We start from the raw sequence: 22,150 nt of genomic DNA, 5'->3' as shown, positions 1-22,150 counted from the left end.
GTAGTAGAGCCGCGAAGGGTTTTGCACATACTGGTTGGTCGGTCGATTGGCCGGTCTATTCGGTTGGTCTGTTCATGGGGCGCTCCCGCGGGGCCAGTTCGGAGTTCTCCCTGCTCCCGGGGGCTGCCGCCTCCCCGTTCTCCGGGTTCTGCGCCCCGATTACCGGAAACCTCCGGGGTGCCAGGAACACCAGCACGAGGAGCGCGATCACCGCCGCGCAGCCCGCCCCCACGTACACGGTGTCGACCGCTGAGTCGACCGCGCGCCGCAGCCGTTCCGGGTCGGTGACCGCGGCCGGGTTCTCCAGGGCGTGGGACACCGAGTCCAAAGAGCCCGCGCCGCCGAGCCGTGAGGTGAGGACTCCGTTGGCGATCGCGCCGAAGAGGGCCGCGCCCAGGGTCTGGCCTATCTGGCGGCAGAAGAGGATGGACGCGGTGGCCGTGCCGCGCTCGGACCAGCCGACGGTGGACTGCACCCCGACGATCAGCGGCAGTTGGAAGAGGCCGAGTGCCGCACCCAGGAGCAGCATGATCAGGGCCGGCTGCCACGCCTGCCCCGGGTAGGGCAGGAGGGGGAACGCGAAGAGGAAGAGGGCGGCGCCGCCGATGCCGATGAGCGCGGTGTCGCGGAAGCCGAGCCTGCGGTAGACGTGCTGGCTCAGGGCGGCGGACACCGGCCAGCTCAGCGTCATCACGGAGAGCACGAACCCGGCGGCGATCGGCGCCAGGCCAAGGACGGACTGGGCGTACGTCGGCAGGAACACGGTGGGCGCGACCATCAGGAGGCCGAGCGCGCCCAGGGCGAGGTTGACCGCCGCGATGGTGCGTCTGCGCCAGACCCAGCCGGGGATGATCGGCTCCGCCGCGCGGCGTTCGATGACCACGACGGCCGCCGCGAGCAGCAGTCCGCCGGTGAAGAGCGCCAGGGACGGCGCGGACAGCCAGGCCCAGGCGACGCCGCCCTGGACGAGCGCGGTGAGCAGGACGCCACCGCAGGCGAAGACGGCGAGCGCGCCCGCCCAGTCGACGCGCCCGCGGGTGGCCGCCTCGCGCTGCGGCTCGTGCAGGTGGCGCACGATCAGCCAGAGCGCCACCGCCCCGATGGGCAGGTTGATGAGGAAGATCCAGCGCCAGTCGGCGTAGGCGGCGATGAGGCCGCCGAGTGCGGGGCCCGCGATCGACGAGGCGGCCCACACGGTGGACAACTTCGCCTGGATCTTCGGGCGTTCCTTGAGGGGGTAGAGGTCGGCGGCGAGTGTCTGCACCGTCCCCTGGAGCGCGCCGCCGCCCAGGCCCTGCACGACGCGGAAGGCGATCAGCGCCCCCATGCTCCATGCCATGGCGCACAGGGCGGAGCCGATCAGGAAGAGGATGCTGCCCGCGATGAGGACGGGCTTGCGGCCGAAGGTGTCGGAGAGCTTGCCGTAGATGGGCAGGGTGACGGTGACGGCGAGCAGATAGCCGGAGAACAGCCAGGAGAAGACGGAGAAGCCGCCGAGGTCGCCGACGATCTGCGGGATGGCCGTCGAGACGATCGTGGCGTCAAGGGCGGCGAGCGCCATGGCGAGCATGAGCGCGGCGACGACGGGACCGCGCGGTCGTGGGTCGTGCGTGGCCGAAGGTGTGCCGCCCACCGGAGATTCCTTCCCCCTGCATCTAATTGCTTCCGGCCACCTTCTCACCCGGGAGGGCCGCGGGGGCAGGGGTGGAGAGCATCCCGGCAGGTGGGGCGGTGTCCGGTAGGTACGAGGGTGGAGCGACCCCGAGAAGGGCTCCACCGGCGGGTGGAGATCCCCTAGGGGAACCTCCGTACTACGGACCGGGGAGGGTTCGTACCGCTGGAGGAGGAGAAGGCCCCGGCGCCTTCTTAGATTGGCTTTATGCCGACGGGGCGGGACGGGGGTGGCCCCGTCGGTCAGACCGAACCACACCTTCGGGGGTGGGGTTTTCCCCAGTAAAAGACTGCGCTGGGCACCAGGGCGCGAGGCCCGCCGGACGACCAGACTCTTTATGCGTACCGAACACGCCTGACTCACCGCGTAACCGCCTGACCCACCGCGTAACCGACTTAGGAGACTTACCGTGACATCGGCTGTAACCATTCCCAGGCACGGGGGCACTGGAGGGCGTACGGCCGTGGTGGCACGGGCGCGCCAGGTCGTGAAGGCGTACGGATCAGGGGAGACCCGGGTCGTCGCGCTCGACGAGATCGATGTGGACATCGCCCGCGGGCAGTTCACCGCGATCATGGGCCCCTCCGGCTCCGGCAAGTCGACCCTGATGCACTGCCTCGCGGGCCTCGACACCGTCTCGTCCGGGCAGATCTACCTCGACGAGACCGAGATCACCGGCCTGAAGGACAAGAAGCTCACGCAGCTTCGCCGGGACCGGATCGGCTTCATCTTCCAGGCGTTCAACCTCCTGCCGACGCTCAACGCCCTCGAGAACATCACGCTCCCGATGGACATCGCGGGCCGCAAGCCCGACCGCGGCTGGCTGGACCAGGTCGTGGAGACCGTAGGCCTCGCGGGCCGCCTCAAGCACCGGCCGACCGAGCTCTCCGGCGGCCAGCAGCAGCGCGTCGCCGTGGCCCGCGCGCTCGCAGCGCGACCCGAGATCATCTTCGGTGACGAGCCGACCGGCAACCTCGACTCCCGTGCGGGAGCTGAGGTGTTGGGCTTCCTGCGCAAGTCGGTGACCGAGCTCGGCCAGACCATCGTGATGGTCACGCACGACCCGGTGGCCGCCTCGTACGCGGACCGGGTCCTCTATCTCGCGGACGGCCGGATCGTCGACGAGATGTACTCGCCGACCGCCGAGTCCGTCCTCGACCGCATGAAGGACTTCGACGCTCGGGGGCGTACGTCATGACCGTCCTCAAGACCTCGATGCGCAACTTCTTCGCGCACAAGGGCCGCATGGCGCTCTCCGCCGTGGCCGTGGTTCTGTCGGTGGCGTTCGTCTGCGGCACGCTCGTCTTCTCCGACACGATGAACACGACGTTCGACAAGCTCTTCGCCGCGACGTCCGCCGACGTCACCGTCACCAACAAGAACGCCGCGGACACGGGCGAGACGCCCGACAGCGGCAGGCCCGAGTCGATGCCCGCATCGGTCGTCGAGCGGACGAAGAAGGCGCAGGGCGTGAAGTCCGCGGAGGGCGCGGTCAGCAGCACCGCCGTCACCGTCGTCAACTCGAAGAAGGAGAACGTCGGTCCCACCGGCGGCGGCCCGACCATCGCTGGCAACTGGACGCACAACGACCTGCGTTCGATGGACATCACCTCCGGGCACGCCCCGCGCGGTCCCACCGACGTGATGGTCGACTCCGACACCGCCGACAAGCACGACCTCAAGATCGGTGACGAGCTGCGCACCATCGCCGTCGCCGGCGACCACACCGCGAAGATCTCCGGGATAGCCACCTTCAAGGTGACCAACCCCGGTGCCGCGATCGTCTACTTCGACACCGCGACCGCACAGCGTGAACTCATCGGCTCCACGGACAAGTTCACGCAGGTCAACGTGAGCGCCGAGACGGGCGTCAGCGACACGCAGCTCAAGCGGAACGTCACCGAGACCATGGGCGCCGAGGCGTCCGCGTACAAGGTCAAGACGCAGCAGGAGACTTCGGACGACGGCCGCGAGAGCGTCAGCGGATTCCTCGACGTCATGAAGTACGCGATGCTCGGCTTCGCCGGAATCGCCTTCCTCGTCGGCATCTTCCTCATCATCAACACCTTCTCGATGCTGGTCGCCCAGCGCACTCGCGAGATCGGCCTGATGCGCGCCATCGGATCGAGCCGCAAGCAGGTCAACCGGTCCGTGCTCGTCGAGGCGCTGCTGCTCGGCGTCTTCGGCTCCATCCTCGGGGTCGGAGCGGGCGTCGGACTCGCCGTCGGCCTGATGCAGCTCATGTCCGGCATGGGCATGGAACTGTCCACCCAGGACCTCACGGTGAAGTGGACGACGCCCGTGGTGGGCATGGTCCTCGGCATCGTCGTCACCGTCCTGGCCGCCTATCTCCCGGCACGGCGCGCCGCCAAGGTCTCCCCGATGGCAGCCCTGCGTGACGCCGGGACCCCGGCCGACGGCAAGGCGAGCGCACTGCGCGCCCTGATCGGCCTGGTCCTCACCGGCGCCGGCGTCTTCGGCCTCTACACCGCATCGCAGGCGGACAAGGCGAGCGAGGGCTCGCTGTTCCTCGGCGGCGGTGTGGTCCTGACCCTCATCGGCTTCGTCGTCATCGGCCCGGTCCTGGCGAACGGCGTGGTCCGCGTCATCAGCGTCCTGCTCCTGCGGATGTTCGGCCCCGTGGGACGGATGGCCGAGCGCAACGCCCTGCGCAACCCGCGCCGCACCGGCGCCACCGGCGCGGCCCTGATGATCGGCCTCGCCCTGGTCGCGTGCCTCTCCGTGGTCGGCTCCTCGATGGTCGCCTCGGCCACGGACGAGCTCGACAAGTCGGTCGGCGCGGACTTCATCATCCAGTCCGACAACGGCCAGGCGATCACTCCGAAGGCCGCGAAGTCCCTGGAGAAGGCGGAGCACGTCGCCCACATCACCCAGTACAAGGACGTCAAGGCGGACCTGACGGCCGCGAACGGCAAGGTCGCCAAGGGTGTGGGCCTGAGCGCCGCCGACCCGACGTACGCACAGGACCTGCGCGCCGAGACGGTCGCGGGGAAGCTCGCCGACGCCTACAAGCCGGACTCCATGTCGGTCGGCGAGGACTTCGCCAAGGATCACGGCATCGGCGTCGGCGACAAGGTGAAGGTGGCCTTCGACAAGGGAAGGACGGGCGAGCTGACGGTCCGGGCCCTCACGTCGAGCGACACCTCGATCGACTCGGGCGCGATGTACGTGAACATCTCGACCGCGGCGAAGTACGTGCCCGCCGACCGGATGCCGCCGAACGAGATCATGTTCGCGAAGGCGGACAAGGGCCAGCAGGACGCGGCGTACAAGTCGCTCAAGGCGGCCATGTCCGACTACCCGCAGTACAAGGTCATGGACCAGACCGACTTCAAGCAGACCCTGAAGGATCAGGTCGGCCAGATGCTGAACATGGTCTACGGCCTGCTCGGCCTCGCGATCATCGTCGCCATCCTGGGCGTCGTGAACACCCTGGCCCTCTCGGTGGTCGAGCGCACCCGAGAGATCGGCCTGATGCGGGCGATCGGCCTCTCGCGCCGCCAGCTGCGCCGCATGATCCGCATGGAGTCGGTGGTCATCGCCCTCTTCGGCGCACTGCTCGGCCTGGGCCTCGGCATGGGCTGGGGCGCCACGGCCCAGAAGCTGCTGGCCCTGGAGGGCCTGAAGGTCCTGGAGATCCCCTGGGCGACGATCATCACGGTCTTCGTGGGGTCGGCGTTCGTGGGGCTGTTCGCGGCGCTGGTACCGGCTTTCCGGGCGGGGCGCATGAATGTGCTGAACGCGATCGCTACCGAATAGCTCCCGCTACGGGGGTGCGGAATAGCTCCCGCTACGGGGGTGCGGGGGAATCGGCCCCCGGCGGGCTTCGCGCCTGCCGGGGGCCGATTGGCGTGTGCGGGTCCGGCGGTCGTGCAGCCGCCGCGCCGTTCCTGGGGCTCCGCCCCAGACCCCGGTCCTCAAACGCCGGACGGGCTGGATGGTGGTGGCGGACCGGCTGGGTGGTGGTGGCGGACGGGCCGGATGGAGGTGCTGGACGGGCTGGATGGTGGTGTCAGACCGGCTGGGTGGTGGTGGCGGACGGGCCGGATGGAGGTGGCGGACCGGCTGGATCGTGGTGTCAGACCGGCTGGGTGGTGGTGGCGGACCGGCTGGATACGCGCCTTCCGCGCAGCGGCTGTCAGTGCGTAGTCGTACGCTGGAGACCCCCGGCCCGTATGACGTTGCCGGGCGGTTCGCGTTGCCCACCGCGTGCCCCTGAACCTGGACGGAAAGCGAAAGCCCAACATGAGCCTGCACGGTCTGCTCGACGCTGTCGTCAAGGATTCCGCCCTCGCCGAGGCGGTCAAAGCCGCTACCGACGGCAACCGCTCGCACGTGGACCTCGTCGGCCCGCCCGCCGCACGCCCCTTCGCCGTCGCCGCCCTGGCCCGCGAGACCGGCCGTACCGTCCTCGCCGTCACCGCCACCGGCCGCGAGGCCGAGGATCTGGCCGCCGCCCTGCGCACGATCCTCCCGCCGGACGGCATCGCCGAGTACCCCTCGTGGGAGACGCTCCCGCACGAGCGCCTCTCGCCCCGCTCCGACACAGTCGGCCGCCGCCTCGCCATCCTGCGCCGCCTCGCGCACCCCAGGCCCGACGACCCCGAGACCGGCCCCGTCTCCGTCATCGTCGCCCCCGTGCGCTCGGTCCTCCAGCCCCAGGTCAAGGGCCTGGGCGACCTGGAGCCCGTCGCCCTGCGCAGCGGCGAGAGCGCGGACCTGAACGACACCGTCGAGGCCCTCGCGGCAGCCGCGTACTCCCGGGTGGAGCTCGTCGAGAAGCGCGGCGAGTTCGCCGTGCGCGGCGGCATCCTGGACGTCTTCCCACCGACCGAGGAACACCCCCTCCGCGTCGAGTTCTGGGGCGACGACATCGAGGAGATCCGCTACTTCAAGGTCGCCGACCAGCGCTCCCTGGAAATCGCCGACCACGGCCTGTGGGCGCCGCCCTGCCGCGAGCTGCTCCTCACGGACGAGGTGCGCAGGAGAGCTGCCGCTCTCGCCGAGGAGCACCCGGAGCTCGGCGAACTCCTCGGCAAGATCGCCGAGGGCATCGCCGTCGAAGGCATGGAGTCCCTCGCGCCGGTCCTGGTCGACGACATGGAGCTGCTGCTCGATGTCCTGCCGGAGCAGAGCATGGCCGTGGTGTGCGACCCCGAGCGCGTGCGCACCCGGGCCGCCGACCTGGTGGCCACCTCGCAGGAGTTCCTCCAGGCCAGCTGGGCCGCCACCGCCGGTGGCGGAGAGGCGCCCATCGACGTGGGCGCCGCGTCCCTGTGGGGCATCGCGGACGTCCGGGACCACGCGAGCGACCTCGGCATGATGTGGTGGTCCGTCTCGCCCTTCGCCGCCGACGAAGAACACCTCGACGACGACACCCTCAAGCTCGGCATGCACGCCACTGAGACCTACCGCGGCGACACCGCGAAGGCACTGGCCGACACCAAGGGCTGGCTGGCCGACGGCTGGCGCACCGTCTACGTGACGGAGGGCCACGGCCCCGCTGCCCGCACCGTCGAGGTACTCGGCGGCGAGGGCATCGCGGCCCGCCTCGACGGGGACCTCGCCGAGCTGACGCCGTCGCTGGTGCACGTGTCCTGCGGCTCCATCGACTTCGGCTTCATCGACCCCGCGCTCAAACTCGCCGTACTCACCGAGACCGACCTCTCCGGCCAGAAGGCGGCCGGCAAGGACGGCCAGCGGATGCCCGCGCGCCGCCGCAAGACGATCGACCCGCTGACCCTGGAGGCCGGCGACTACATCGTCCACGAGCAGCACGGCGTCGGCCGCTACATCGAGATGGTGCAGCGCACCGTCCAGGGCGCCACCCGCGAGTATCTGGTCGTCGAGTACGCCCCCGCCAAGCGCGGCCAGCCGGGCGACCGTCTCTACATCCCCACCGACCAGCTGGAACAGATCACCAAGTACGTCGGCGGCGAGGCCCCCACCCTCCACCGTCTGGGCGGCGCCGACTGGACGAAGACGAAGGCGCGCGCCAAGAAGGCGGTCAAGGAGATCGCCGCCGACCTCATCAAGCTGTACAGCGCCCGCATGGCGGCCCCCGGCCACGCCTTCGCCCCCGACACCCCCTGGCAGCGCGAGCTGGAGGACGCCTTCCCGTACGTGGAGACGCCCGACCAGCTCACCACCATCGCCGAGGTGAAGGACGACATGGAGAAGACGGTCCCGATGGACCGCCTGATCTGCGGTGACGTGGGCTACGGCAAGACGGAGATCGCGGTCCGCGCCGCGTTCAAGGCGGTGCAGGACGGCAAGCAGGTCGCGGTCCTGGTCCCGACGACACTCCTCGTGCAGCAGCACTTCGGCACGTTCGGCGAGCGCTACTCCCAATTCCCCGTCAAGGTAAAGGCGTTGTCCCGCTTCCAGACGGAGACCGAGTCCAAGGCGACCCTTGAGGGCCTGCGCGACGGCTCAGTGGACATCGTCATCGGCACGCACCGCCTCTTCTCCTCCGAGACCAAGTTCAAGGACCTGGGCCTGGTCATCGTCGACGAGGAGCAGCGCTTCGGCGTCGAGCACAAGGAGCAGCTGAAGAAGCTGCGCGCCAATGTGGATGTGCTGACGATGTCGGCCACCCCCATCCCTCGTACGCTCGAAATGGCCGTCACCGGCATCCGCGAGATGTCCACGATCACCACCCCGCCCGAGGAGCGCCACCCGGTCCTGACCTTCGTCGGGCCGTACGAGGAGAAGCAGATCGGCGCGGCCATCCGCCGTGAACTGCTCCGCGAGGGCCAGGTCTTCTACATCCACAACCGCGTCGAGTCGATCGACCGCGCGGCGGCCCGCCTGCGGGACATCGTCCCCGAGGCCCGGATCGCCACGGCGCACGGCCAGATGTCCGAACAGGCCCTGGAACAAGTGGTGGTGGACTTCTGGGAGAAGAAGTTCGACGTGCTCGTCTCCACGACGATCGTCGAGTCCGGCATCGACATCTCCAACGCCAACACCCTCATCGTCGAGCGTGGCGACAACTTCGGCCTCTCCCAGCTCCACCAGCTGCGTGGCCGAGTGGGCCGTGGGCGCGACCGCGGATACGCCTACTTCCTCTACCCGCCCGAGAAGCCCCTGACGGAGACCGCCCACGAGCGGCTCGCCACGATCGCCCAGCACACCGAGATGGGCGCGGGCATGTACGTGGCCATGAAGGACCTGGAGATCCGCGGCGCGGGCAACCTCCTGGGCGGCGAACAGTCCGGGCACATCGCGGGCGTCGGCTTCGACCTCTACGTACGCATGGTCGGCGAGGCCGTGGCCGACTACCGGGCGCAGATGGACGGCAGCGTGGAGGAGGAGCCGCCGCTGGAGGTCAAGGTCGAACTGCCGGTCGACGCGCACGTCCCGCACGACTACGCACCCGGCGAGCGGCTGCGCCTCGCGGCCTACCGCTCGATCGCCTCCGCGAGCAGCGAGCAGGACGTCAAGGCGGTACGGGAGGAACTCACCGACCGCTACGGCAAGTTGCCCGAGCCGGTGGAGAACCTGCTCCTGGTGGCGGGCCTGCGCATGCTGGCCCGCGCGTGCGAGGTCGGCGAGATCGTGCTGCAGGGCAACAACATCCGGTTCGCCCCGGTGGAGCTGAGGGAGTCGCAGGAGCTGCGCCTGAAGCGGCTCTATCCGGGGACGGTCATCAAGGCCAACGCCCACCAGCTCCTGGTGCCACGCCCGAAGACGGCGAAGGTCGGCGGGAAGCCGCTGGTCGGGCGTGAACTCCTCGGCTGGGTCGGGGAGTTCCTGACCACGATCGTGGGGTCGTAGCCCGTTCGCGCGCGGCCTGTGCCGCCTAGGCGTCCGCGTCGGGCGTGCAGGCGGCGGCGATCGACACGCCGTCCTCGTAGAGGTGGTGCCGGGTGATGCGGCCGTCCTCGACGGTGAGGCGCAGCGCGAAGGGCCCTTCGAAGCTCTTGCCTGTGGCGCGTACGGTCCCGGCGACGCGTCCGGTCAGTACGGCGTCGTGACCGTCGACGAGGAAGGCGTCCAGGGTCGCGCCGGCGTCCTCGGGGACGGTGTGCGCGGCCAGCTCCGCCGCCTGGGCGGCGCATTCGGCCGCCGTGGAGCGGGGACGGATCCAGGGGACGACGGGGTTCTCGGCGAGCAGCCAGTCCACCTTGTCCGCGAAGAGGGTGGTGAGGCGGTCGGTGTCGCCTGCCAGGCGGGCGGTGAGGAAGTTCTGGACGACGGCGCGGGTGGCATCGGCGGGGCTCGTGGAGTTCATGCCCCTGATGCTGCCGCGGGCGGCGAGGAGCGTCGATTACGCCGGACGTAATGGACGGAGGCCATGGACGCCTCCACTCGCTACGGTGTGGGTCAGGGCGTGTGGGCCAGGGACCAGGGAAGGGGAAGTGCCGTGGGGATGGGGGCTGTCGTGGGGCTCGGCTGTTTTCCGGTGAAGTCGATGCTGGGGGAGCGGTGCGAGCGGCTCGTCTTCGATGAGCGGGGCGTGGCCGGTGACCGGCTGTGGGCTTTGCGGTACGAGGACGGGGTGTACGCGGATGTCGTGGCGCCCGGCACGCTCGCCATCGGATCGAAGGTGACCGTTCAGTGAACCGCCAAGCCCCCCGGGGTCCGTCCCTCGCGCTGCTCGCGCTGCTCGTCGTCGCGGGCACCGTCACCGGCTGCACACCCCAGGAGAAGGACGGCGGCTCCTCCGGTCACGGACCCGACGCCAACGCCAAGGCGGGCCCCGCGCTCGCCGCCGTCGACTCCCTCACCGTCAAGGGCCGCGCCCCCAAGACCGGTTACGACCGCGGCCGGTTCGGCAGCCCCTGGGCGGACACGGACTCCAACGGCTGCGGCACCCGCGACGACATCCTCAAGCGCGACCTGGAGGACGTGAAGTACCGCGACGGCGACTGCGAAGTGGCCTCAGGGAAGCTCGCGCCCGACCCGTACACCGGCAAGGACGTCACCTTCACCCGTGGCCGCAGCCAGGTCGACATAGACCATCTCGTCGCCCTCTCGGACGCCTGGCAGAAGGGCGCGGGCAAGTGGCAGCCGAGCAAGCGCATCGCCTTCGCCAACGACCCGCTCAACCTCCTCGCCGTCGACGCGGGCCCCAACCGCGGCAAGGGGGACGGCGACACGGCCACCTGGCTGCCGCCGGACAAGGGCTACCGGTGCGCGTACGTGGCGCGGCAGGTGGCGGTGAAGAAGAAGTACGAGGTGTGGGTGACGGGCGCCGAACGGGACGCCATGAAGCGGGTCCTTTCGGGCTGCCCCGAGGAGAAGCTGCCGACGGGCGGCAGCGCGACGGCCGCGCCTGGACGGTTCCACGCGCGCTGACGTCGGTACGGCCGGCAGCTGACATCGGTACGGTCGGTATTCGTATACGTGCGCGAAAAATGGCTTACCAGGGCGGCTCGTGCCCGCTAGCGTCCCCGGCATGGACGACCTGAAGATCACGACCCTGGCCGAGCGGCCCGAACTCGCGGACCCGCTCTGGGGCATGGACGACACCTGGCCGGAGTTCATCGGGCACGACCCCATCGCCTGGTCGCTGATCGGGCGCATCGTCACGGATCTCCCCGAGTACGTCCTGGTCGCCACGGACGAGCGGGGCGAGGTCGTGGCACGTGCGTACAGCGTGCCGTTCGCGCTCCACGCCGACGGGCGCGGGGACCTCCCTGACTGCGGCTGGGACCAGGTCATGCTGTGGGCGTTCGCGGACCTGCGGCACGGCAGGAAGCCCGACACGGTGAGCGCGATCGAGATCACCGTCGCCAAGGAGTTCCTCGGCCGGGGCCTGTCCGGGCGGATGCTCGCGGCGATGCGCGAGAACGCACGCGCGCGTGGCTTCACGGAGGTCGTCGCGCCGGTGCGCCCGAACGCCAAGCACCTCGAACCGTCCGCGCTGATCGACACGTACGCACAGCGCGAGCGGGACGACGGGCTGCCCGCCGACCCGTGGCTGCGCGTGCACGTCCGGGCGGGCGGCACCATCGCGAAGGTGGCTCACGCGTCGATGACGGTGGCCGGTTCGACCGCGCAGTGGCGGGCGTGGACCGGGCTGCCGTTCGACTCGGCGGGCCCGGTCGAGGTGCCGGGCGCGCTCGTGCCGGTGCACTGCGATCTTGAGCGCGGGTACGCGGTGTACGTGGAGCCGAACGTGTGGGTGCGGCACGTGCTGTGACCGCACCCCCACGACCGTCCCGGGGCGTCAGCCCGCGAGCTTGTCGATGTCCACGACGTCGCCGGTGGGAGGCGTGGCGTCGACCGGCTTCTCGTAATCGGTGAACGTCAGGCTCTCCGGCTTCTTCGCCGTCTCGTTCACCACCTTCAGGAGGTACGGCTTGCCCTTTGTCGCGACGTAGAGGGTGTACCGGTCGGCGCCGTCGCGCTCGGTGAGCATGAGGGCCGGGGTGCCGTCGACCGTGGTCGTCTTCCCTTTACGAGCAGGGGAGTTGACGTCCTTGAAGTCGGTGAGCAGGACGTCCAGGTCGCAGAACCCGGCGATGTCCTTGGCGTCCGCGCCGGTCGCCTTCGTCTTCGCCCAGCGGTCCGCGAGCATGTCCACGGCCGCCTGGGTGTCGGCGGCGGGCTCGCCCTTGCTCTGGGCGCGCAGGAACTCCTCGTCGTACTTCATGTAGACGGTGCTCGCGCTCGCGATCAGCTCGACCGAGCCCTCGCCGTTCATCCCCATGGTGCCCGCGCACCGCCCCTTGGTGTCGAGGGCCATGTCCAGCTTGATGTTGCCGGTCTCGTCCGGGACCTCGCCCTTCACGGTGAGGGACGAGGCGCCGGTCGTCGCCTTGACGGCCTTGTCGACGATGTCGGGCCCGGAGAGGCCGGGGAACGGGCCCGCCTCCTTCTTGGGCTGGACGGCGGGCTTGTCCTTGGCGGTGGTCGCCCCGCCGGATTCGGTGCCGCAGGCCGTCAGGCCGAGCGTCGCTGCGGCGGCCAGGCACACAGCGGCAAGAGTGGTACGTCGCATGAAGATCCCCCCACGGGAACTCGGAAGTGCTGTGCACATCTCAGCAGAGGCCTGTGAACCGAGTCAACACGAGAAGCTGTGAACCTTGGGTTAATGCTTGTGAAGTGATCGGTGCGGTGGGAGTGGGTATGCTCGGTGCCACAGCGCGCTTGGGCGGGGCGGCGGGACCGAGGGGAGCCAGTCAGTGGGGGAGCGGGAGAACGCGACAGAGGTGACCGCCGCCGGGATCGCCCGGCTCGCGGGCGTCGGCCGGGCCGCCGTCAGCAACTGGCGCCGCCGCCACCCCGACTTCCCGAGGCCCGTCGGCGGCACCGAGACCAGCCCCTCCTTCGCGCTCCCGGAAGTCGAGGAGTGGCTGCGCACCCAGGGCAAGCTGGGCGAAGTCCCCCTCAGGGAACGCGTCTGGCAGCAGCTCGCGGGCCACCCCGCAGGCCCCGTCACCGCCCTCCTCCACGCCGGGTGCGCCCTCCTCCTCGTGCGCGACCGCCACCCGCGGTGGCTCGAGGTGAGCGCGGTGTCGGACGAACGGATGGCACAGCTGCTCCCGGCGGTCCTGGAGGACGTGCTCACCCCGCGGTTCGCTTCCCCCGCGGCTGCGGCTTCCCCTGAGGCTGCGGCTGCCGCGCCGGGCTCCGGCACCCCGCGGCAGGCCGTCCGCATCCCGGACGCGGGCCAACTCCGGCCCTCCGTACCCCTGTTGCGTGGCGTGGCCGAGCTCGCCGCCGAGCTGGGGGCCCGGCAGACGTACGAGTTCCTCTTCGGGCGGCACATCGACGCCAACTCCCGGCAGTACACGCTCACCCCGGCGGGACCCGCCGAGCTGATGGCCGCCCTCGCCGGGCCCGCCGCGACCGTGCTCGACCCGGCCTGCGGTACCGGAGCCCTGCTGCGTGCCGTCGCGACACGGCCGGACCAGGTCCTCTGCGGGCAGGACAGCGCCCCCGAACTCGCCGCCCTCACCGCGCTGCGCCTCGCCCTGCACTCCGACGCCACCGTGCGCGCCGCCGCCGCCGACACCCTGCGTGCGGACGCCTTCGGCGAGGCGCGGGCCGACGCCGTGCTCTGCCACCCGCCGTTCAACGAACGCAACTGGGGGCACGACGAACTCGCCTACGACCCCCGCTGGGAGTACGGCTTCCCGGCCCGTACGGAGTCCGAACTAGCCTGGGTCCAGCACGCGTTGGCCCGGCTTCGGGAGGGCGGTACCGCCGTCCTGCTGATGCCGCCGGCCGCCGCGTCCCGCCGCTCGGGCCGCCGGGTGCGCGCCGACCTGCTTCGCCGTGGCGCCCTGCGGGCCGTGATCGCGCTGCCGGCCGGAGCGGCGCCCCCGTACAACATCCCGCTGCACGTATGGGTGCTGAAGAGGCCGGTGCCGGGCGCGCAGGTCCCGCCCGAGCTGCTCCTCGTCGAGACGGCGGGGCTCGCCGCGGCCGACGGCAGGGACCGGCAGGCCTGGCGGGCGGTGCAGGACGCCGTGGTGGACGTCTGGCGGCGCTTCGAGAAGCACGGCGCGGTCGACGAACAACCCGGGCTCGCCCGATGCGTACCGGTGCTCGAACTCCTCGATGACGAGGTCGACCTGGCGCCAGCCCGCCGCCTCCCGCCCCCGGCCGCGGACGGCGGGACCGAGGCGCTGACCGCCGTACGCGAACGGCTGGGCGAGGCCGTGCGCCGGACCGCCGACCTCATGCCACCGCCCGCGAAGGCCGCCGAGGCAGCTTCCGAAGACACTCGCAGGCCACTCACCACCGTGGGCGAACTCGCCCGTTCAGGAGCCCTGTTGCTGCGTACGGGGACAGGCTCCGGAGTGCCCGGCATTCCCGTACTCACCGAACACGACCTGCTCGCCGGAACCGCGCCCACCGGCTCCGCGGACGCCTCGGATGCCCCCGGCGGCCCCACCGACTCCGTGCTGACCGAACCCGGCGACGTCGTCATCCCGATGACCGGTGGCGGCACCGCCGCCCGCGTCGTCGACGAGACCACGGCGGGCGCCGTCCTCGGCCGGGGGCTCACCCTCCTGCGCCCCGACCCGGCCGCCCTCGACCCCTGGTTCCTCGCCGGGTTCCTGCGCGGCACCGCCAACAACCGCCAGGCGAGCAGCTACGCCTCCACCGCGGCCCGGCTCGACGTCCGCCGCCTGCGGCTTCCGCGCCTGCCGCTCGAAGGACAGCGCCGCTACGGAGAGCGGTTCCGCGCACTCGCCGCCTTCGAGGACTCCCTGCGCCTCGCGGGCCGACTGGGCGAGCAGTTGGTGCGGGGCCTGCACGACGGACTGACGGACGGCACGCTTCCGCCGGAATGAGACGACCGGGTTCCGGGCGGGGGGACGGACCGGGTGCGATCGGGACGTGACCAGTACGGCAACGGTTCGGTACAACCCGGGACCGCTTCTCCTTGTCGGCCTATACGCTCGAATCTGCATCCGTTCGTATGTCGACCGTATGTCGACTCGTATTTCGGCTTCCGGCCGCGCGTTCCCTCCATGGGTACGTACGGCCGCACCAGGCACCAGGAGCAGCCATGCACGGCCACGGCTACGCGCCGCAGCACCCACCGCCGCCCTCCGGCGGCACTCATGTGACGCTGCGCGTGATGTTCGTGGTCCTCGCCGTCGTGACCTGCGGGCTGCTCGCGTGGGCGCCGATGCTGCGCCTCGCGATCGTGACGCGCAAGTCCTACGACTGGGGCCTGTTCGGGCTCGCTGCGGCGCTCGACGTGACGGCTCTCGTGCTGATAGGCGTCGACCCGGGCGAGGACGAGTTCCAGGGTCCTGGCAGCGCGGGCATGGTGGTCCTGCTGACCACACTGCTGGCCGCGATCGCCTACTACCTCTTCGCGGACATACGTCATTTCAGCCGGTACCGGCAGCCGCAGTACCTGGGCTACTCACCGCTGCAGGCGCAGGGCGCCTACGGCTATCCGCAGCAGCCGGCCCCCACCCCCGTCCACCAGCAGCCCACGCAGACGCACCAGCCGCCGGTCCAGCAGACGCCGCCCCCGCCCACGCGCCCCGCACCGGCCCGCATCCACCAAGTACAGGCCGAGCTCGACGAGCTCAGTGACTACCTGCGCAAGCAGGAAGGCGGCAACTGACCGTGTCACTGGGGACGGGCGGCCGTGTGGTCGCCGGGCGCTACGAACTCTCCACGCTCATCGGCCAGGGCGGCATGGGCCAGGTCTGGACGGCGTACGACCAACGCCTCGACCGCCGCGTCGCGGTCAAACTCCTGCGCCCCGACCGGGTCGCGGGCGCCGAGGCCGAGGAGCTGCGCCGCCGCTTCGTGCGCGAGTGCCGCGTCACCGCACAGGTCGACCACCCGGGCCTCGTCACCGTCCATGACGCGGGCACGGAGGGCGAGGACCTCTACCTCGTCATGCAGTACGTCGACGGGGCGGACCTCGGCGACCACCTCGCCGAACACGACCCCTACCCGTGGCAGTGGGCCGTCGCGATCGCCGCCCAGCTGTGCGCGGTGCTCTCCGCGGTGCACGCCGTGCCGATCGTGCACCGCGACCTCAAGCCGCGCAACGTCATGGTCAAGCAGGACGGCACCATCAGCATCCTCGACCTGGGCATCGCCTCCGTCATGGACACCGACACCACCCGCCTCACCCACACCGGCTCACCCATCGGCAGCCCCGCGTACATGGCTCCCGAGCAGGCGATGGGCGGCGCGGTCGGCCCGTACACCGATCTGTACGCACTGGGCGTCCTGCTGCACGAACTCCTCAGCGGAGACGTGCCGTTCAGCGGTTCCACCGCGCTCGGCGTCCTGCACCGCCACCTCTACGAACCGCCGCTCCCGGTCCGCCGCCTGCGCGCCGAGGTCCCCGAAACCCTGGAGGCCCTGGTCCTGCGCCTCCTCGCCAAGGACCCCCAGCACCGGTACGGCAGCGCCCAGGAGGTCTACGAGGACCTCGTCCCGCTGCTGCCCGCCCGTGGCATCCCCACCGGCGGCCCGCTGGACCCCACCCGCCCCTTCCTGCGCCCGCACGCCCCATGGCCCGACCGCGCGGCGACCCCCGCGTCGGCCCCCGCCATCCAGCCGGACCGCCCCGACCACCGTCAGACTCCCGGCAGCCAGACCGACGTGGTGCACGCGGTCGACGAGGTCAAGCGGCTGCTCGGCGAGGGTCGTATCACGCAGGCGGTCGACATCCTCGGCTCGATCCTGCCCGCCGCCGCGGCCAAGCACGGCGAGCACTCCCCGGTGGTGCGCTCCCTGCGCAAGCAGTACGCGGCGACCCTGATGGACGACGGGCAGTACCGCCGCGCGCTGCCCGAGCTGCGCCGCCTCGCCGACGAGCGCGCCGCCGAGTCCGGCCAGGCCGACCCGCACTCCCTCCAGTTCCGCTACGAGGCCGCGCAGTGCCTGGAGCAACTCGGCGAACCGGCGGCGGCGCTCGCGGAGTACCGCGCCCTCCTCCCGTACTACGAGAACCGCTACGCCTCCGACGACCGCCAGCGCCCCCTCGAAATCCGCCGCCGCATCGGCCACTTGCTCCTCGCCCTCGGCGACCGCGCCGCGGCCCACGACACGCTGGGGCGCCTGCTTCTGGACGCCGAACGGATGCATGGGGTGGGGCATCCGTTCCCCGCGGAGATCCGGCGTACGTTGCAGTGGCTGGGACAAGTGCGCGGTTGAAGGCGGGAACGCACCCCAACTTGCCTCGAATCGTTGGTCGAATGGGTGGCCGAGAGACCGGCCACTCCCTAACATCGATCACCGCAAGACTTTGTGCACCGCCGCACAATCTCTCGACCGGGAGGCTCACTTGCACCGCCGCCGTCGCACCGCGCTCGTCCTCTCCACCGCGGCCATCGCCGCGGCCCCCCTCCTGACCGCCTGCGGCAACGAGGCGCATCCGGGCGCCGCGGCCGTCGTGGGCAACGACCGGATCACGGTCGCGCAGCTGGAGGGCCGGGTGAACGAGGTGCGCGACGCGCAGCGCGCCGCCATCCCGGACGGGCAGCAGTATGAGCAGGCCATCGCCAAGACCGGCGGCCTCACCCGCAGCACGCTGCACACGATGGTCCTGGACAAGGTGCTGCACAAGGCGGCGGCCGACGCGGGCGTCGACGTGTCACGCCGGGAGATCCAGACCATGCGGGCGGGCCTCGAACAGCAGGCCGGCAGCAAGAAGGCCCTCGAACAGGGCTGGCTCCAGCAGTACAGCGTCGCGCCCTCCCGCCTCGAGGACAGCTTCCGTACGGAGATCGAGGCGCAGAAGCTCGCGAAGAGCCTGGGCGCGGACATGAACGCGCCGGAAGGCCAGGCGGTGTTCTGGAAGGCGCTCTCCGCGGCCTCCAAGAAGCTGGACGTGGACCTGAACCCGCGCTACGGCAGGTGGGACGTGGAGAAGAGCAAGCGCGCGGACACCAAGACGCCGTGGGTGCGCGAGGTCTCCGGGGATGGCGCCGCGGCCCCCGAGCAGGCGTAAGGACGTAGGGGAGGGGGCTGTCAGTGCCGTGGGTTACGTTCGACGGGTGAACGAAACCACGCCCCCGGCCGACGCCCCCGGCCGCGTCATCCTCCTCACCACCAGCCACCGCGTGGCCCCCGGCCTGCTGTCCTGGCCCGCCTGGCAGGCCCAGCACGGGGCGGACGAGGTCCTGTGCGCCGACGCCGCGCACCCGCAGCTGCCGTATCTGCGCGAGGCGGGCGTCCGCGTGGAGCAGGCTTCGCCCACCGCCCAGGAACTGGTGGAGGCGTGCGCGGGCGACCGCACGGTCCTGATCATCGCCACGGCGGAGGGCGACCGCCCCCTGACGGACGGCCTTGCGAGGCTCGCGGGCTCGGGCCGCGTGTCGATGCCGGACCTGGAACTGCTCCCGGCGTCGTACGACCTGCCGGGCGCGCGGCTCCTGGACCTGGTCCAGGTCATGGACCGGATCCGGGCCGAGTGCCCCTGGTCGTCCCGGCAGACGCACAAGGGCCTGGCGAAGTACGGCCTTGAGGAGGCGTACGAACTGGTCGAGGCGATCGAGGAGGGCGACAGGGAGGAACTCAGGGAGGAACTGGGCGACGTCCTCCTCCAAGTGGTCTTCCACGCCCGCATCGCCGAGGACGCCACCGGCGATGAGGAGCCGTTCTCCATCGACGACGTGGCGGGCACGATCGTCGAGAAGCTGATCCACCGCCACCCGCACGTCTTCGGCGAGGACTCCGCCGAGACCCCGGAGGACGTGAAGGACCACTGGCTCCGCAAAAAGGCGGAGGAAAAGCAGCGCTCATCACTGACAGAGGGAATCCCCCTGGCCCAGCCGTCCCTGTCCCTGGCGACGAAACTGGCGTCGCGGGTGCGGACGGCGGGACTTGAGGTGCAGTTGCCGCCGGGCGAAGGCGTGGGCTACGAGCTCCTTGCGCTGGCGCTGCGGTCGGAGACGGAGGGCGTGGACCCGGAGGCGGCGTTGCGGGGGGCGGCGCGGGCTTACCGGGATGCGGTGCTGGCCGCGGAGGGGTTTTAGCCCGTCCGGCGTTTGAGGACGAACTCGGCGGAGCCGGTGATGGGGTGCGCAGGGCTTCGGTGCGGCTTGACGCCGGCCCGGGGGCAGGGTTTCAGCCCGTCCGGCGTTTGAGGACGAACTCGGCGGAGCCGGTGATGACGGTGCGCAAGGCCCGGCGCAGCCAGGCGCCGGATACCGTCGACCCCATGCAAGACCAGCCGCCCACTCCCGCAGCCTGCCCCGCAGGGGCGGCCACCCCGTCCGAGGCCCAGGGGCCAGAGCTCTTCACGTGGGAGTTCGCCACCGACCCCTACCCCGCCTACGCATGGCTCCGCGAGCACGCCCCCGTGCACAAGACGCGGCTGCCCAGTGGTGTGGAGGCCTGGCTGGTGACCCGGTACGGCGATGCCAAGCAGGCGCTCGCCGACCCGCGGCTCAGCAAGAACCCCGCGCACCATGGCGAGCCCGCGCACGCCAAGAGCAAGACCGGCATCCCGGGTGAGCGCAGCGCCAACCTCATGACGCATCTGCTCAACATCGACCCGCCGGACCACACCCGCCTCCGCCGTCTCGTCTCCAAGGCATTCACGCCCCGCCGCGTCGCCGAGTTCGCGCCCCGCGTCCAGGAGCTGACCGACCAGCTCATCGACCAGTTCGTGGAGAAGGGGGAAGCCGACCTCATCCACGACTTCGCCTTCCCGCTCCCCATCTACGCGATCTGCGACCTCCTCGGAGTGCCGCGCGAGGACCAGGACGACTTCCGCGACTGGGCGGGGATGATGATCCGGCACGGCGGCGGACCCCGGGGCGGGGTCGCCAGGTCCGTGAAGAAGATGCGGGGCTACCTCGCCGAACTCATCCACCGCAAGCGCCTCGAACCCGGCGACGACCTCATCTCCGGGCTCATCCGCACCTCCGACCACGGCGAGCACCTCACGGAGAACGAGGCCGCCGCGATGGCCTTCATCCTTCTGTTCGCCGGGTTCGAGACCACGGTCAACTTGATCGGCAACGGCACCTACGCCCTCCTCACCCACCCCGAGCAGCGCGAGCAACTCCAGGACTCCCTCAGGGACGGCGACACCGGCCTCCTGGAGACCGGGCTCGAAGAGCTCCTCCGCTTCGACGGGCCCGTCGAGCTCGCCACGTGGCGGTACGCGACCGAGGCGCTGCGTATCGGGGACCAGGACATCGAGCGCGGCGACCCCGTCCTCGTCGTTCTCGCCGCCGCCGATCGTGACCCGGAACGTTTCCGGTATCCGGACACGCTCGACCTCACCCGCCGCGACAACCAACACCTCGGCTACGGCCATGGCATTCATTACTGTCTCGGCGCACCGCTCGCCCGGCTCGAAGGACAGGCCGCCCTCGCGACCCTCCTGCGCCGCCTTCCTGACCTGCGACTCGCGGTGGAACCTGGTGATTTGAGATGGCGCGGCGGGCTCATCATGCGGGGACTGCGCACGCTGCCCGTGGAGTTCGCACCCGCACAGAAGAGCAAATAGAGGGGAATGGAAACCCCGTCCAGCTGACGCGCCGTCAAGACTGTGACTTTCACGTGATCTCCGCTGCATCGACTTGTGACAAGCGTTCGACTGCCGCTACGTTCACCGACGACTCGGCATCCCGTGCCGCAGTCGTCGCTCCAGTCACGCGAAAGGCAACCGCATGCTCTCCGGCAATGGTCGTCACCGACGCCCCCGCCAGGCCCCGGCCCTGATCGTCGCGGCAGGAGTCGCAGGATCGGCCATCGCCATCCCGCTGCTCGGCGCCACCAGCGCGAGCGCGGCGGACACCGTCACGTGGGACAAGCTCGCGGAGTGCGAGAGCGGTGGCTCATGGAGCGCGGACGCGGGCAACGGCTACTACGGCGGGCTCCAGCTCTCGCAGCAGACCTGGGAGGACTTCGGCGGCCTCGACTACGCGCCGAGCGCCGACCAGGCCAGCCGTTCGCAGCAGATCTCCGTCGCCGAGAAGGTCCTCGACGACCAGGGGCCCGACGCCTGGCCGAGCTGCGCGCCGATAGCCGGTCTCACCGACGACGGCGCCGCTGCCGACGTCGACCCGGGCGCCCCGGTCACCATCCTGCCCTCGGACGAGGCGGACGAGCCCGCGGCGGGCGAGTCGGGTGACGACCCGTCGGACAGCGCCACGCCGTCGGAGAAGTCCTCGGAGAAGCCCTCGGACGAGACCTCGAAGAAGCCGTCCAAGGAGCCTTCCGAGAAGCCCGCCGACGACGGCGAATCCCGAGACAAGAATCACGACGATGCGGACAAGTCGGATGGTTCCGACGGTTCCGGCGACTCCACTGGTTCCGATGACTCCGGCAAATCCGGGCAGGACGACGCCACTTCGCCCGCCCCCGGCGCCTCCACCGACGAAGGTGAGGGCGAGGGCGCAGGCCGTCACCGCGGCGGCAGCGCCGGCGACGAGGAGGCCGGCAGTGGCGACCGCGACGGCTCCGGGCGGCACGCCTCCCGTGGCGAGGAGCGTCAGCAGGACGGCTCCGACGGGACGTACACGGTCCGCTCCGGAGACAACCTCTCGGTCATCGCGGACGACCTCGACGTGAAGGGCGGATGGACCGAGCTGTACGCCGAGAACGAGAAGTCCGTCGGTTCCGATCCTGACCTCATCCTGCCCGGTCAGAGCCTCGATTTGGGCGAAAAGTAGCGGTAGTTGACGAACCGTCGGGCAGTCGCTTTGCGCCTGATGTCTGGTTTGGTGCAAGTGAGAGATGGGTCTCAGAAGCCCTGATCGTCTTTGAAATTAGGCGGATCGCATGCCTAACGTCGTGACCGCTCGCCACAGCGGGCCCCGCCGGTCGGTACGCCGAGTCCTGCCAACGGCCGTTCGGGAAATGTCGTCGCGTAAGCGCCGTAGGCAGGAGCGGGGGAACCAAGGTTTCCGCCGGGCCCGGCCGTTGAGCATCGCGAGAGCGAGGCCAGCAGACAGGAACGGCTAGGGGTTAAGTCGCACTCGAGAAGTGCGGCCGGGCAACTTCACTGGCCCGAACCCGACAGCTCACCTCGCAGGCGTCGGTGAGGGGATCTCT

General features: G+C 70.7%; 16 protein-coding genes and 1 riboswitch. Of the genes, 13 read left to right on the top strand and 3 right to left on the bottom strand.

What is annotated here, in order from left to right; translation table 11 throughout:
- Positions 1-55: 55 nt before the first annotated feature.
- Positions 56-1,570 carry an MFS transporter gene (locus ACGFX9_RS24385; protein WP_393476571.1) on the bottom strand — a complete coding sequence of 505 codons (1,515 nt, stop codon included), beginning with the start codon at positions 1,568-1,570 and terminating at the stop codon, positions 56-58.
- 511 nt (positions 1,571-2,081) lie between these two features.
- On the opposite strand from ACGFX9_RS24385, the gene ACGFX9_RS24380 reads away from it, so the two are divergent.
- From ACGFX9_RS24380 to mfd, 3 genes are all read left to right on the top strand, one after another.
- Complete coding sequence (locus ACGFX9_RS24380; protein ID WP_393475705.1) at positions 2,082-2,870, top strand: ABC transporter ATP-binding protein; 789 nt, start codon at positions 2,082-2,084, stop codon at positions 2,868-2,870.
- Positions 2,867-5,452, top strand: a complete 2,586-nt coding sequence (locus ACGFX9_RS24375; protein WP_393475702.1) for an ABC transporter permease — start codon at positions 2,867-2,869, stop codon at positions 5,450-5,452. The genes ACGFX9_RS24380 and ACGFX9_RS24375 overlap by 4 nt, the downstream gene beginning before the upstream one ends.
- A 486-nt stretch (positions 5,453-5,938) precedes the next feature.
- On the top strand, positions 5,939-9,472 hold the full coding sequence (gene mfd / locus ACGFX9_RS24370; RefSeq protein WP_393475699.1) for a transcription-repair coupling factor: 3,534 nt from the start codon (positions 5,939-5,941) through the stop codon (positions 9,470-9,472).
- 25 nt (positions 9,473-9,497) lie between these two features.
- On the opposite strand, the gene ACGFX9_RS24365 is transcribed toward mfd, so the two are convergent.
- Complete coding sequence (locus ACGFX9_RS24365) at positions 9,498-9,929, bottom strand: nuclear transport factor 2 family protein (RefSeq protein ID WP_393475696.1); 432 nt, start codon at positions 9,927-9,929, stop codon at positions 9,498-9,500.
- 63 nt (positions 9,930-9,992) lie between these two features.
- Between ACGFX9_RS24365 and ACGFX9_RS24360 the strand changes: the two genes are divergently transcribed.
- The 3 genes from ACGFX9_RS24360 (at position 9,993) to ACGFX9_RS24350 (ending at position 11,843) form a co-directional block, all read left to right on the top strand.
- A complete protein-coding gene (locus tag ACGFX9_RS24360) occupies positions 9,993-10,259 on the top strand; it encodes an MOSC N-terminal beta barrel domain-containing protein (RefSeq protein ID WP_393475693.1) in 267 nt (88 codons plus the stop codon).
- Positions 10,256-10,996 (top strand): HNH endonuclease family protein, encoded by a 741-nt coding sequence (locus ACGFX9_RS24355; RefSeq protein ID WP_393475690.1) that lies wholly within the window; start codon positions 10,256-10,258, stop codon positions 10,994-10,996. The genes ACGFX9_RS24360 and ACGFX9_RS24355 overlap by 4 nt, the downstream gene beginning before the upstream one ends.
- 100 nt (positions 10,997-11,096) lie before the next feature.
- Positions 11,097-11,843 (top strand): N-acetyltransferase, encoded by a 747-nt coding sequence (locus tag ACGFX9_RS24350; protein WP_393475687.1) that lies wholly within the window; start codon positions 11,097-11,099, stop codon positions 11,841-11,843.
- Positions 11,844-11,870: 27 nt separating this feature from the next.
- Here the strand turns inward: ACGFX9_RS24350 and ACGFX9_RS24345 are convergent, their stop codons facing one another.
- Positions 11,871-12,644: a hypothetical protein gene (locus ACGFX9_RS24345; RefSeq protein WP_393475684.1), complete on the bottom strand. Its 774-nt coding sequence runs from the start codon at positions 12,642-12,644 to the stop codon at positions 11,871-11,873.
- A 184-nt stretch (positions 12,645-12,828) separates the two neighbouring features.
- On the opposite strand from ACGFX9_RS24345, the gene ACGFX9_RS24340 reads away from it, so the two are divergent.
- The 7 genes from ACGFX9_RS24340 (at position 12,829) to ACGFX9_RS24310 (ending at position 21,768) form a co-directional block, all read left to right on the top strand.
- Entirely contained in the window at positions 12,829-14,949 is a 2,121-nt protein-coding gene (locus ACGFX9_RS24340; RefSeq protein ID WP_393475681.1) for an N-6 DNA methylase, read from the top strand.
- Positions 14,950-15,167: 218 nt separating this feature from the next.
- The gene (locus ACGFX9_RS24335) at positions 15,168-15,740 is read left to right on the top strand and encodes a hypothetical protein (RefSeq protein WP_393475678.1); all 573 of its coding nucleotides are present in this window, start codon (positions 15,168-15,170) and stop codon (positions 15,738-15,740) included.
- Between the two features lie 2 nt (positions 15,741-15,742).
- Complete coding sequence (locus ACGFX9_RS24330; protein WP_393475675.1) at positions 15,743-17,293, top strand: protein kinase; 1,551 nt, start codon at positions 15,743-15,745, stop codon at positions 17,291-17,293.
- 130 nt (positions 17,294-17,423) lie between these two features.
- Entirely contained in the window at positions 17,424-18,089 is a 666-nt protein-coding gene (locus ACGFX9_RS24325) for a SurA N-terminal domain-containing protein (RefSeq protein WP_393475672.1), read from the top strand.
- Positions 18,090-18,135: 46 nt separating this feature from the next.
- Positions 18,136-19,116, top strand: coding sequence for a nucleoside triphosphate pyrophosphohydrolase (locus tag ACGFX9_RS24320; protein ID WP_393475669.1), 981 nt, complete (start codon positions 18,136-18,138; stop codon positions 19,114-19,116).
- A gap of 185 nt (positions 19,117-19,301) precedes the next feature.
- Positions 19,302-20,600: a cytochrome P450 gene (locus ACGFX9_RS24315; protein ID WP_393475666.1), complete on the top strand. Its 1,299-nt coding sequence runs from the start codon at positions 19,302-19,304 to the stop codon at positions 20,598-20,600.
- A 163-nt stretch (positions 20,601-20,763) separates the two neighbouring features.
- A complete protein-coding gene (locus tag ACGFX9_RS24310; RefSeq protein ID WP_393475663.1) occupies positions 20,764-21,768 on the top strand; it encodes a transglycosylase family protein in 1,005 nt (334 codons plus the stop codon).
- Positions 21,769-21,960: 192 nt separating this feature from the next.
- Positions 21,961-22,148, top strand: a riboswitch (cyclic di-AMP (ydaO/yuaA leader).
- The last annotated feature ends 2 nt before the right edge of the window (positions 22,149-22,150 follow it).

Source organism: Streptomyces sp. NPDC048436 (assembly GCF_043200355.1).
GTDB lineage: Bacteria > Actinomycetota > Actinomycetes > Streptomycetales > Streptomycetaceae > Streptomyces.
The sequence above is the reverse complement of the archived record's forward strand: the minus strand, read 5'-3'. Positions and strand labels throughout refer to the sequence as shown.